The sequence below is a fragment of the Ktedonobacter sp. SOSP1-85 genome, assembly GCF_016587415.1.
Classification (GTDB): domain Bacteria; phylum Chloroflexota; class Ktedonobacteria; order Ktedonobacterales; family Ktedonobacteraceae; genus Ktedonobacter.
Map to the genome: position 1 here is coordinate 528,545 of NZ_BNJI01000003.1, position 12,102 is coordinate 540,646.

Consider the following 12,102-nt stretch of genomic DNA (forward strand, 5'->3'; position numbering starts at 1 on the left):
ATGGACCCTACACACCACATAAAGCTCTTTTCAGAATGAGACCGATAACGTAGGGGGATGATGAGGTGGGGACGACGCTTAATGCTATACTCTCTACAGCTTCTAGAGGGGCTTGGAGGCTGCAATGCCTCCTGGGGCTACTCAGCGCTTGGAGGCTGCAACGCCTCTCGTCTACTCGGCATTCTCCATTCCGTGCGTCGATGGAATGGCCTACCTCGTTTTAGCGATTTGTGCAAGTGCACACTCAATGCGGGGCTTAGAATTTATTCCATAATCCCTGGTTGGTAATCTCATGATGATAGGTGACTTCAGATGTCTTTACCAACGTCCCCAGATCACTGGGGCTGCGACTGGCTACCTGTTTTTTGCAAGCCAGATATTTCTCGATATTCTCCTTACCCAGGATCTTTTTCACGAAATCGCCAGACTCAAAAAGCGCTATCGCCTCTTGAATGGTACCAGGCAACAGGCTCGCTGGCTCATGCCCCGTAGCAGATACCGATGAAAGCTCGCCATGTAGCCCCGTTTTGAAAAGAACATAGAGGAGCAGGTAGGGATTGGCATCTGGACCAACAGAACGGACCTCTATACGCGCGGTCCTTTCGTTGCCCACCGGAATACGTATCATTGAACCCCGGTCTATCGCCGAGACCTTGATCTGATTCGGCGCTTCAAAATGTGGATCTAGCCGACGATATGCATTGACACTCGCGTTCAAGACCAGGCAGATCTCTTGTGCATGGTTAAGCGTACGGGAAATAAAATCATGCGCAAAGGTCGATAATCGCTCTTTTCCCGCTTTATCGTAGAAAAGATTCTCCCCGTTTTTCGCCATAGACATATTGATATGCATACCACTACCGTTAATACCCATAACAGGCTTTGGCAGAAAGCATGCAGTCATGCCCAGGTTGCTAGCAACCTGGCGACAGAGCAATTTGTAGAGCTGAATCAGGTCGGCCACACGCAAGGCTTCTCCATAGGAAAAGTTCATTTCAAACTGGGATGGAGCCACTTCAGGGTGGTCTTTCTCATTCTTAAAACCCATAGCTCGCTGGACCACCGAAGCCTCATCGATAAATTGACGTAGCGGGTCACGCGGCAACGAATGGAAATAACCACTCGTGGAGAGCAGTTGAAAACCATCCTTCTCATCAAAATTCTGCTCCGCGTTCCGCCCCGCTAACATAAATCCCTCAACCTCTGCCGCTACGAGTGCGCTTAAACCCTCTTGTGCCTTGAGATCTCGCGTGAAGTTCTGCAATAAACCACGGAAATCAGAGGCATACTGACCACCTTCGCGCGTTAAAATATTGGCAAACATAATGACTTTGCCAGGTCCAAAAAGATCGGTTGGTAACCAGAAAAAACTGCTCCAATCAGGCTTGATACGCAAATCTGATTCATGCTGAGCCGTAAATCCTCGGATAGATGAACCATCAAATGTCAGATTATCTGCCGATTCTAAGAGAAACTTCTTGTCATAATCTAACATGTGGAAGCGCCCTTCCAGGTCCGAGAAGCAGAGCGTCACTGCTCTAATGCGCTTTTCCTTCTCCAGATAAGAGCGGTATTCGCGCTCCTGTTCCTCCACTGGAACCGTGTCGCGCTTTTCCCTCGCGCCAATGTTTAACTCTTCAAGCTCATCATAAGGAAGTGCCAAAAAAAGATCGTTCATGTTTTTCCATTCTTGGATTTCTGACAGGAGACGAAAATAAGAGGTTTAGCACAATCTAAGAGCAGAATGTGCACATTACATGGAACAACATCATGATAGTAAAAATCCTGGAGGTAGCATCAAGTTCATGAATGATAGGCTAGCATAGCTGCACTACAACTTTTTAACCAAGCAATAATAAAGTATAAAATCAGTCTCCAGCATTGTCAATATAGTGCCTGCTTGCTCTTTCAGAAGATTACTAATAACTACTTCTCCGAAAACCCTGAGCGCGAAGCGCTAGACACGTCAGTGGCGTTGGGTTTCGGAATAAGATCTAACTCTTCTTTTTTTAGTTCACTTGAGTAGGCTGCCATTTGATCCAACGCCCACGTGATTCGCAGGAAGCCAGGTGCTCGCTCCGCATTTGACCATTTTGATACGTATGGAGTAGCAGGCTGGGAGATTGCTGAAACGAATAGCCTTCCTGCTCAATGCGATACAGATCACGCTGTTGTGCGTGTTGGAGTATCTGGTCGAGGATGTTTTTGCGTATCTGCCGTGGAACCTGATTTAAGGTATAGCTGTGATAGATGCAGAGCGCGTGCTTTCGCGGTATCGCCGCTATCACCTGCGGAAGTGTCATGGAGGCATCACCTCTCACGAGAGGGAGCGTATGCTGGCGCACCACTTCTATAGCTGACTGCAAAAGCTGCTGGCTATCATGATGCTCAGGCCAGAGCAGGGCACGCAACCAGAGCATATCATCCTCATTATGAACATCCAGGGGATTGAGATCGAGTCCCACGCGCGAAGCAACTAGAGGGAAGGGTTGCTTACCAGGGATAGGGAAGCTTCCCTCAAACGCAGAAACTATGCGTACTGATGACTCCTGCGAGCCGAGGGAGCGACCTTCACCATAATCGTAGGCGTAGCTATCCCAGAGCAGATGTAACCCTGCACTGGTGCCGATCTCGACAAGAGCCAGAGGTTGTCCTTGCAGGCGCTGCCCAAGCAAGCAGAATGCCAGCGCCAGGGCCGAGCAGCGTCGAACCTCGTTGATCTGGACCGGGCGTGTCGTTATCAGGTGAATAAGCTCTTCTTTATGTTCCAGGCAAAAGGAGCGAAAAGGAGGATAGCTCTCATGGGGTGGGCGCGGTTGCGCTGTGAGATCGGGATAAAACTTTGCCAGGGGATGTACTGGTTGCTTGAGTAAGAGGAAGTGAACGGCACTGAAAAAGAGGTTTGTGACCGTTGTCGAGGTATCCACATTCACAAGCAGGGCCAGCAAGTCAGGGTCCTGGCTGACTTGCTGGCTGAGATAGGCATAAAGAGGAGACGAATTTTCAGGCGACTTCCCCTTATAGATGTAATTCCCATGCTGCTCAAAGTAGCTAGCAAGTTGGGCCAGCTTCCCTGGTAAGGAGACGGAGGAAGACATTGTGATGGCATCCCTTCCTATGTTTGTTACAATAGCGCGAACACCACTCTTTTAGCCGAAACCCAGGCTGGCTTGGCCAAAAATATTGGTTGTACGCGGGCGTGTTATTCTCGTTCCTTTATACATATGTTGAAGCGAACGTTGAATGGTAAAACCATAACGCATGAGTAGCGCAAGGGCGTCCCTGTGCTCTGCGGCAACGAAGACCTGAGGCATATCCTGAAATGGCAGGGCCAGTCCCGCTAGCAGTAACCTTTCAGCTACCTCCTGGCTCCGAGCAATCCACGGTCCTAGCACACTCGCCTGCGCCAGTAGATACCCACTGATTTGCCCATGTTCATCGCGCGCGATAAGGGTGCGCTCAGGTTTTTTTGCCCAATACGTCTTGAGGAGCCTGGCACGATCGCCCCCAAACATGGAGGCATCGAAGGCCAGTAACTCTGGAAGATCGGCCTCAGTTGCTGAGAGAATTGGTTCAGCACCGCCGCCTGGTAACTTCACTTGCTGGCTCTTTTTGAGGTCAAGCACCTCACCATCATCATAAAAGCCATAGCGGCGATAGAGGGGCACGCCACCGGACGACGCATCAAGAAGGACTGTAGGGCATCCTCGCTCCTCCAGGCGATTGAGAATTGCCTCTAATAGACGTTGACCAATGCCCTGCCGCTGCTCGCCAGGCGCCACAGACATCATGCCGATGTAGGCAAAATCGTCATAGTCGAGAAAGCCACCAAAACCTACAACCGCGTCAGCCTTCTTCGCCACAAACGCACCATCTGGCTGGAGATGCAAATAGCGGTAGAGAGTCGTCTTGCGGCTACTCGAACCGTAGGCTGCCTGTATAACTATATCTGTCCTGTCTATATCAGTTTCAAGTAGAGGCTGAATTACAATTTGCATATGCTGTAATCTTTCCAGTATAGAGAAATATAAAATTGACCTCTAACTCCTTCAGGAGCTTTATCAAGCCCATTTTACCACAAGCGTATGGCCTGCACTGCCTGGTAAGCGAACACAGCACAAGGCATCTCTTTCGTCTATACCTTCTCAATGCCATGTGCTCCCATCAATATCTTTTATTTCGTCCCTGACAATGCTTGACAGGCCCTTCAACGTCAGGTACACTGTGTAATGCAATCGTTATACGTAGATCGATTGTATTAAAAAGGAAGATGTGATGGAGAATCATCCCTCCCTGACCCTCGCGGATATCGCGAAAGCTGCCCACGTTTCGGTGAGCACGGTCTCCCGCGTCTTGAATCAGCGCGAGGGCAGCATTCCGATCAGCCAGGCCACGGTGGAACGAGTGAGAGAGGCTGCCAGGCGTTTGGGCTATTCCCCCAATCCTTTTGCAGCCGCCCTACGAACCCAGCGCACAGGTGTTCTGGGAGCTATTCTTCGTGATCTCGGCGATCCATTTCTGAGCGTGCTGGTCCGAGCTTTGCAGCGTGCGGCACATCAGGAGGGCTTTGATCTTCTGGTGGGACACGCTGCTTCTGATCCTTCCACCGCCGAGCGGCATCTCGCGTTTCTGCTCAACCCCTGGTTTGATGGCCTCTTCTTGCTGGGAAACCTGCCAGGCGATGCGCCCCTGCTTCAGATGCTCACGCAACGCCCTCGTCCCTGTGTCGCTGTAGCCTGCGGGACGCAGATGGCGCTTCCAGCAGTGGCGATTGATGAGGAGGCTGGAACCCAACTAGCTCTGGACTACCTCTACCAGTTGGGGCACCGCCGGATCGCGTTTCTGGGCAATCTGGAGCATGCAGGAGTGCGCGAGCGGCTCGTCTGTTTCCAGCGCTTTGTGCAAGAGCGGAACCTGGAGTGGCAGGAGTACTATACCCAGCACTGCCACAGTTCACGCAGCGATGCCGCCGCTCACGTGCGCCACTTCCTGGCCCTGTCAGAGCCGCCCACCGCTCTCTTCTGTGCCTCAGATCTGCTCGCTCTTGGTGCGATGAGTGGGGCATGGCAGGCGGGCCGCACGGTGCCCGAAGATCTGTCCATTCTCGGCTTTGATGATATCGAGGAGGCTGCCGAGGGGTTTCCCTCTCTCACTACCGTCAGCCAACCGGTTGAGATGATGGCTGACCACGCGACACGCTTGATCCATCGTTTGATCGAGGGCGGCCTCCCAAAAGAAGACGCGTGTCGCGTGACTGTGCAGCCAGAATTGATCCTGCGTCAGTCCTGCGCCGCACCTCGCGTGTAGTCTATCGCGGATGTGTTTTTCACACTAGAACACAAGGAGGATAGCATGACACAATTGCACAAGGACGGTGACTCGTTCACCCTGGGCAAATACTGGCTCAACAGCAATCTCTGGGGAGCCGAAACCGGGTCCGGTTCGCAATACCTCTGGGATACGTCGCAGAGCGATGCGGCCATTGCCTGGGGCACCAGTTGGGACTGGAGCGGGCCAGTCGATACCGTGAAATCCTACAATTGCGCAGTGCTTGGATGGCACTGGGGCTGGAAACTCTCTGACACCGGCTTGCCTCTCCAGCTTTGCGAGCACCGCAATGTCCAGACGTCCTGGGATTTCCACCTGCAAGAGACAACTCCTGGGAGTCTCAATGTGTCATATGACCTCTGGCTCTCCTCCGACCCGCACCTGGGTAATGCCAACGCCGATCATGAGATCATGATCTGGCTCTATCAAAGCGGTGATATTCGTCCAATCGGCACAAAACAGACCTCCATCGCGCTTGGCGGGACGACCTGGGAGCTATGGGAGGGTTCTCTGCCTCAGTGTGGCTGGCCGGTCCATTCGTTTCTCCACACCTCCAATACCACTTCACAGGCGCTCGATTTGCGCGAATTCTTTGACTATCTCGTCGAACGTGGGTTGAGCACTTCGCAATATCTCATCAGCGTGGAGGCGGGCGCGGAAGTCTTTACCGGCGCGGGCCGCCTGGACACGACGGCATATTTCGTGGAAATCGGCGCGACATCCTCCCTCCGCTAGCATCTATCGCCCGTCACAGTGCGAGAAAGGCAGGCAGGACAGTGCCTATGAGCTATGAAGCCATTCTCTTTGATCTTGATGGCGTGGTTGTGGATACGCAGCTCGCCGTAACCACATTCTGGCAACAGATCGCAGCCAGGTACAGATGTGAACTCACCACAGAAGATCTGGATCGGTCTGTCTATGGACGGAGAGCCTCCGAAACGCTGGAGATGCTGTTTGCCCACCTGAGTGGGCAGCAGAAAGACGCTATCTTGCAAGAACTCCAGGCCGCAGAACAGCAGGCGGTGTATCAGGAAGTCTCAGGCGTGGGAGCGCTCTTACGGGCGTTACACGCCGCGCAGATTCCGACAGCCCTGGTGACGAGTGCCCAGCACTGGAAAGTCGAGACCGTCCTGGCTCAACTGGGTCTCGCTGGCCTGTTTGCGGTCCAGGTGAGCGCAGAAGACATGCGCAGGGGGAAACCAGACCCCGAAGGATATCTGCGCGCGGCTCACCTGCTCAAACGCCCAGCCTCCTCCTGCATAGTATTTGAAGATGCGCCTGGCGGGGTCCAGGCAGCTCGTGCTGCGGGAGCGCTGTGCATTGGCGTGCGCCCGGAGGCGCTTGCCTCTCCCTTGCTTGCAGTAGGAGCCAGGTGCGTCATCCCAGACTTCACCATGGTAACCGTCCAGTGCTCCCTCCCGAAGGTTGAGCAGGGAGCTGGGGCGCTGACACTCTGTGTGGGAACAGCACTGCACGTTCCTTTCGTTGAGCGAACAGTACTGCCGAAGCGCACAGGTTGATAGTGGATTTTATCGCTGCGCTCAGCTGACCCTCATGCCCACGGATTATGCAAAGAGTTTCCTTAGCGTTGTGTTTTTCGTTCTATTCATACTCAAGTGCCTATTAGAGCGCACCCGGCAGCACGCAAGCTGCCGGGTGCGCTCTAAGATGTAATGCTATTGATTGGTGTAGGAGATGTTGCCCCAGGTTTTGCCACCATCCCAGGTATGTAGGAGCTGGCTCTCTGTGACGGCCCAGCCATTATTCGCATCGGTAAAGCTCATTTCTTTGAGCTTGCCAGGGCGAACTAAGGCCGTCTGCCAACTCTTGCCACCATCGGTGGTATAGAAGAGCTTACCACTCTGCCAATCAGAGGCCCAGGCGTGAGAGGTATCGGCAATGTAGGTGCTATCGGCACTCGTTTCGATAGGTAGGGTCGGAAACCAGGATGAGCCACCATCATTGCTGTGATACAGGACCAGGTGGGCATGTCCGTCCGGCGTGGTGATATAGACAGGCAAGAGACCGGCATTTCCAAAGAAGATGGGAGGAGTTGTGCCTATCTGCTGGACAGTAAGACCAACTGGGAGAGTCAATTGCTGTTCCTGCCAGGTAAAACCGCCATCGCGGGAGACATAGAGGCCCGGATCGGTTGGCTGACCAGTCGTACTGCGAATCGTAGCATAGACAGTGCTCGCGTCTTTAAAGGAGAGACCTGACTTGAAGCCACCAAGCGGCAGACCGTTCCTTCCAGCCTGGGATATGAGCTTCCAGGTCTGGCCCGCATCAGTCGTCCGGAAGATGTAAGCGCCCTGGCTCCCAGCTCCAGGAGAAGTGATAGCCTCAAACCAGCCTTCGTTGCCGCTAAAATGCAACATATCAACGCCCGCAGGGTCCTGGACATCGAGCGTTAGGATGCTCCAGGTCTGCCCGCCATCGGTCGTATGCTGGATGATGACCTTGTTCTGAGTCTCCTGAGCGCTAACAACCCAGGCATAGAGATTATCAATAAAGGTTCCTCGTGCGACCTGGTAACCAGGCGCATTAGGCGGCGTTACATTCGTCCAGTGCCTCCCGCCATCAGTTGTTTTGAGTATGGCATTAGCCGTCATAGCCCACCCTTGCTGCGTCGTAAGCATGCGAATGGCGGTCAGCGGCCCCTTGACCGAAGAGGGCAATGTAGCGGTCAGTGTGCTGTTAGCCACGGGTGTCTCCGCGGTAGCAGGCGTTTGAGTAGTTGATGAGGTTGGTGTTGCTGAAGAAGACGCCGAGGTTGTTCCACCACTGCTACATGCCGCGAGCAAAAGAAGCGCAGCCAGAGCTGAAACCGTACCAATAGTTGAGAATATACTTTTCTTGCGCATAGTACACTCCGTCGTGATTTATATCTTTATCTACTCTATGCTTACACAAAACATGGTAGAGTAATTCGAATTGCACACTTACTATAATGCCAGAGGATTATCAAAAGTTGCGCGCAAGTTCAGCATCCAACTAGCCTCTTCATAGTTGATGTCAAGCCCATGAGTAGCCGCGTACGCCAGTAGTGGGCGCCCACTACTGGCGTACGCGGCTACTCATGAGTTTACACTTTTGCTATGTTCTCTAGCACAGTCCGGCCATAGGCTATCTGGGGAAAGGACGTTCGCAACTCATCGAAGTGGGTATCAGCATTCTCTGTAAGGAGTGCGATGTGGTCAAGCAGGTCCAGGTCTTCGCGTGTTAGTTCCACCTCGGGCTTCGTAATTAACGCGCCCCAGTCGTCATTTCTCAGCATTTCGAGCTTGTTCAAATAGGCAAAGTCTTGTAGGAGAGCGTAGCGGATGGGTGGCATGCCCCTGTCTACGTCGCTATCGCCAAAGTCCCACGGCTCAAGCTCTCCTGCCCGGCAGCACCACCAGACCTCGCCCGCCAGCCAGAAGGGATCGCCAGCCTTCATATCCAGCAGGTTGAAACCCATATCCCGACCGCGTTGCTGAACCTCGTCGATCATCGGGTCCACACGCACCCAGCGCTCCTGGGTTGCATCCCAATACTCTGCGAGGCGATGATCAGCGGCGTAGGGTGAACGGAAGTAGCCACCAAATCCGACTCGCGCCCGCGCGGGCACCCCCTGGTAGCGTAGCATAGAGACCAGCAACACGGCGAAATTACGGCAGATCATGCCAATACGATCTACTGGTGGGCGCCTCATGGTCAAAGGCTCCGGTCGGCGCCGCAGGATACGCGCCAGTAAAGCCTCGGTACGCCGCTCTCCAAAGAGCGCGTTATCGATCTGGTCTACTTCAAGCCCATAACCCTCACGCAACAATTCTGTATAAGGTGGGATCAGCAGCCCCTGCACCACACTCACCAGACCAGCCACATCACGTGGAAGGTCAGCATAGAGATAGGCATACTTGCCTGGGTCCGTCAAAACGCTCTGCTCACGATAATACGCCAATACCTGGTCATTTCCAGCCATAAACGTCCTTCCTTTCAGCAAATGCCAAGAGACAATATGTTCTCCTGGCATTCCAGCATAGCGTGCATCAACTGACACCTTTTGTCAGGAAGGTAGACAATAACGGAATATCCCCTGCTAATTCTTATGGCTATAAGCAAGGCGATCGCCTGGTGGTGGTTGCAGATAAAGTTGTGCTTTTTGTATCACGCTTCCCCTAAAAGGGCAGCATATCGCTCACGCAAAAGCTGTTCCGTTCCCTCGCCCAGGCGACGGACGATCTCGCCCGCGGGAAGGCGTTGCCTTACCAGGCCCACAGCCTCTCCTGCATAAATCTGGGCCAGGTCGTAATCCTTGCGCGCGACCGCTTCCCTCAGTTGTTGCTGCGCCTCTTGATCCGTTGCCAGCTCATATACGCGTTCATGCCACTGCTCACTGAAGCTGTTCCGCAAGGCGCGGCCAGGATACTCAGGGGGCCAGGCAAAGCCCTGCGCCACATCGAAGGCGCGGGTAAGCACGGTCTCGCTCTCCTGCGCCGCGATAATACGTGAGCGTGCATCCTCAGTAGTATCACACTCCGGCGAGGCCAGCAGACAGGTTCCGATCCAGACACCCTCCGCGCCAGCGGCCAGGGCTGCCGCCACTCCACGCGGCGTCGCTATGCCCCCGGCGGCGATGATAGGCACTTCAACAACATCCAAAATACTTTGGAGCAGAGGCAGCGTGCTCACATGCCCAGTATGGCCTCCGGCCTCTGTCCCCTGCACCACAAGCAGGTCCGCTCCATCTTGTACTACCGCCAGGGCCTCCTCCCGTGAATGCACCTGGGAGGCAAGCAGCACACCCTCCTGCTTGACACGTGCAGCATAGGGAGCAAGCGAGCCAAACGAGATAGAGATAAGGAAGGGGCGAGCCGCCAGCGCCGCCTCCAACTGCTCCGGTCTTGACGCAAGGGACCAGGCCAACAGGCCAATACCAAAGCGTCCCTGGTCGTCTCCACGCGCGATTTGTGCCTCGCGAGCGATATACTCCACAGAGTCTTTGCTCCCAATACCAAGCATGCCCAGGCCGCCCGCCTCGCTCACCGCTCGCGCCAGGCGCCCTTTGCCCACATACGCCATTGGCGCACCAACGATGGGATAGCCCAACTTCCAGCAGGTTGTAAGATGCGTATGTAGCATAAGTAATCTCCTCACTCTTCCTGGCGAACTGCTCTTTCACAACTCGCCAGACTACTTATTTTGCTCCTACTATATTACAGTTGGAGGGAAAAAGACCGCTATATTCTTGCGCCTTTCCATCATATTCTTGCACTCTAAATGGTCTATTCACCAAGTCTGTAGGGCACTGATCTGTTTCCAACACGAAGAAGTCCTCTTTTTTTCTTCAATCCCCTCTTTTGGGCAGAACCGCCGTAATAAGGACGTATCCTGACCGCATGAACCAGTACACTGTGATTGAAGATTATGTAAAAGCGTTGGTGGGATTGAAAGGAGCGAAAATGAGAGTATTGAAATGGCGCCAGGTGCATGCCTGGCGTTTGTCGCAACATGGCCTCTCCCCGCGTTTCTCCTCGCAGGATTTCGTTCAGGCGGTGATGCGCACTGGTGGGATTCAGGCGCAGGTGATGTCTGCTGCCGAGCTAGCGTTATGTACCCGTGTGGAAGGGCTCTCTCCACATGATGTCAAAGCTGCGATCTTCCAGGACCACACCCTGGTGAGGACCTGGGCCATGCGTGGCACATTACACTTACTCTCTGCAAGAGAACTCCCTCTGTATGTAGCGGCGCGTGACTGGCAGCATACTGCGAGCTGGTCGAATTATTTCGCTGAGTTCGGCCTCTCAAGAGAGCAACAGGAGGCCTATCTCTTGGCTATCCCGCATGTTTTGGAGCAGGGACCAATGACTCGTCTGCAACTTGCAGACGCTGTTGCGAAGCATACGGGTGCTGCTCGCGTGCGCGACTTGATCCTCTCTGAGAGCTGGGGGTCTCCCTTGAAGCCATCGGCCTATCGCGGAGATCTCTGTTTCGGGCCAGGCCAGGGGAAGACGGTCACCTTCATGAACCCCCGAAGATGGATTGGGAAATGGCAGCCAATCGAGCCCAAGCTGGCGCTTCAGGAAATAGCCCGTCGGTATTTGCGGGCGTATGGCCCCGCGACCGCAGATGATTTTGCTTTTTGGTGGGGATGTGGGAAAACCCTCGCAAAAAAACTCTTCCAATCGATAGAAGAGGAGTTGGAAGAAGTAGAGGTAGAAGGGTGGCGAGCCTTCGCCCTGCGTGCGACCCTTCCACTCATCCAAAGCGTTGAACCAGCAGAGCAGATCCACCTGCTCCCCTTATTCGATGCCTATACGATCGGGGCGGCGCCGCGCGGTTGCGAACCCCTGCTCGCTCAAGCCTACAAGCGCCAGGTCTTCAACCTTCAAGGGTGGACCTTTGCGGTCATTCTGATCAACGGTTCCATACAAGGAGTCTGGCGCTCTACAATCCGACGCTCGCAAACCGTCGTCAAGGTGAACCTGTTCTCCTCATCCACCTCCTCGATCCGAAAAGGGATTGAAGCCGAAGCGGAACGGCTCAGTGACCTCTTCGGGAAGAAGGTCTTACTGGAATATGAGTCTCCCTCATCTTCCCAGTTTTAGCGATCTCGGCGGCAACCCCTTGAGTAGAGCTGGAGGCAGGTAGAGATGCAGGTGGCGCACCTCCTCGGGACTATCCAGGTGCCATGTGCTTGGTGCGCCCATGGGTAGAATTATTAGGAAGACAATGGATTCTCTGCAAATTATATCATGCGATCCTTGTTCATACGTATTACCTAAAAGCAAA

10 protein-coding genes are annotated in these 12,102 nt (G+C 53.9%); 4 read left to right on the plus strand and 6 right to left on the minus strand.

The annotated features are described in order from the left end of the window. Positions 1-256: 256 nt before the first annotated feature. The 3 genes from KTE_RS40405 to KTE_RS40415 form a co-directional block, all read right to left on the minus strand. A complete protein-coding gene (locus KTE_RS40405; protein WP_201391984.1) occupies positions 257-1,678 on the minus strand; it encodes a glutamine synthetase family protein in 1,422 nt (473 codons plus the stop codon). Positions 1,679-2,009: 331 nt separating this feature from the next. Further along, a complete protein-coding gene (locus KTE_RS40410; RefSeq protein WP_201391987.1) occupies positions 2,010-3,098 on the minus strand; it encodes a DUF2332 domain-containing protein in 1,089 nt (362 codons plus the stop codon). A 51-nt stretch (positions 3,099-3,149) separates the two neighbouring features. Further along, entirely contained in the window at positions 3,150-3,998 is an 849-nt protein-coding gene (locus KTE_RS40415; protein WP_201391989.1) for a GNAT family N-acetyltransferase, read from the minus strand. Between the two features lie 277 nt (positions 3,999-4,275). Here KTE_RS40415 and KTE_RS40420 point away from each other — a divergent pair, with 277 nt between their 5' ends. Genes KTE_RS40420 through KTE_RS40430 form a run of 3 tightly spaced genes read left to right on the plus strand, consistent with a single transcriptional unit; the run spans position 4,276 to position 6,848 of the window. After that, positions 4,276-5,307 carry a LacI family DNA-binding transcriptional regulator gene (locus KTE_RS40420; RefSeq protein WP_201391991.1) on the plus strand — a complete coding sequence of 344 codons (1,032 nt, stop codon included), beginning with the start codon at positions 4,276-4,278 and terminating at the stop codon, positions 5,305-5,307. A 45-nt stretch (positions 5,308-5,352) separates the two neighbouring features. Next, on the plus strand, positions 5,353-6,063 hold the full coding sequence (locus KTE_RS40425; protein ID WP_201391993.1) for a hypothetical protein: 711 nt from the start codon (positions 5,353-5,355) through the stop codon (positions 6,061-6,063). A gap of 47 nt (positions 6,064-6,110) precedes the next feature. Beyond that, positions 6,111-6,848 (plus strand): HAD family phosphatase, encoded by a 738-nt coding sequence (locus tag KTE_RS40430; protein ID WP_201391995.1) that lies wholly within the window; start codon positions 6,111-6,113, stop codon positions 6,846-6,848. A gap of 156 nt (positions 6,849-7,004) precedes the next feature. On the opposite strand, the gene KTE_RS40435 is transcribed toward KTE_RS40430, so the two are convergent. The 3 genes from KTE_RS40435 to KTE_RS40445 form a co-directional block, all read right to left on the minus strand. Then, positions 7,005-8,192 (minus strand): YCF48-related protein, encoded by a 1,188-nt coding sequence (locus tag KTE_RS40435; RefSeq protein ID WP_201391997.1) that lies wholly within the window; start codon positions 8,190-8,192, stop codon positions 7,005-7,007. A gap of 221 nt (positions 8,193-8,413) precedes the next feature. After that, the gene (locus tag KTE_RS40440) at positions 8,414-9,292 is read right to left on the minus strand and encodes a transglutaminase-like domain-containing protein (RefSeq protein ID WP_201391999.1); all 879 of its coding nucleotides are present in this window, start codon (positions 9,290-9,292) and stop codon (positions 8,414-8,416) included. Between the two features lie 185 nt (positions 9,293-9,477). Then, positions 9,478-10,452 carry a nitronate monooxygenase family protein gene (locus tag KTE_RS40445; RefSeq protein ID WP_201392001.1) on the minus strand — a complete coding sequence of 325 codons (975 nt, stop codon included), beginning with the start codon at positions 10,450-10,452 and terminating at the stop codon, positions 9,478-9,480. A 320-nt stretch (positions 10,453-10,772) separates the two neighbouring features. On the opposite strand from KTE_RS40445, the gene KTE_RS40450 reads away from it, so the two are divergent. After that, positions 10,773-11,918 (plus strand): winged helix DNA-binding domain-containing protein, encoded by a 1,146-nt coding sequence (locus KTE_RS40450; protein ID WP_201392003.1) that lies wholly within the window; start codon positions 10,773-10,775, stop codon positions 11,916-11,918. Positions 11,919-12,102: the final 184 nt, after the last annotated feature.

Excerpts from the sequence above, each read along its gene's own strand:
- KTE_RS40445 (WP_201392001.1), bottom strand. The coding sequence starts at position 10,452 with ATGCTACATACGCATCTTACAACCTGCTGGAAGTTGGGCTATCCCATC.
- KTE_RS40415 (WP_201391989.1), bottom strand. The coding sequence starts at position 3,998 with ATGCAAATTGTAATTCAGCCTCTACTTGAAACTGATATAGACAGGACA.
- KTE_RS40440 (WP_201391999.1), bottom strand. The coding sequence starts at position 9,292 with ATGGCTGGAAATGACCAGGTATTGGCGTATTATCGTGAGCAGAGCGTT.
- KTE_RS40420 (WP_201391991.1), top strand. The coding sequence starts at position 4,276 with ATGGAGAATCATCCCTCCCTGACCCTCGCGGATATCGCGAAAGCTGCC.
- KTE_RS40435 (WP_201391997.1), bottom strand. The coding sequence starts at position 8,192 with ATGCGCAAGAAAAGTATATTCTCAACTATTGGTACGGTTTCAGCTCTG.
- KTE_RS40410 (WP_201391987.1), bottom strand. The coding sequence starts at position 3,098 with ATGTCTTCCTCCGTCTCCTTACCAGGGAAGCTGGCCCAACTTGCTAGC.
- KTE_RS40450 (WP_201392003.1), top strand. The coding sequence starts at position 10,773 with ATGAGAGTATTGAAATGGCGCCAGGTGCATGCCTGGCGTTTGTCGCAA.
- KTE_RS40425 (WP_201391993.1), top strand. The coding sequence starts at position 5,353 with ATGACACAATTGCACAAGGACGGTGACTCGTTCACCCTGGGCAAATAC.
- KTE_RS40430 (WP_201391995.1), top strand. The coding sequence starts at position 6,111 with ATGAGCTATGAAGCCATTCTCTTTGATCTTGATGGCGTGGTTGTGGAT.
- KTE_RS40405 (WP_201391984.1), bottom strand. The coding sequence starts at position 1,678 with ATGAACGATCTTTTTTTGGCACTTCCTTATGATGAGCTTGAAGAGTTA.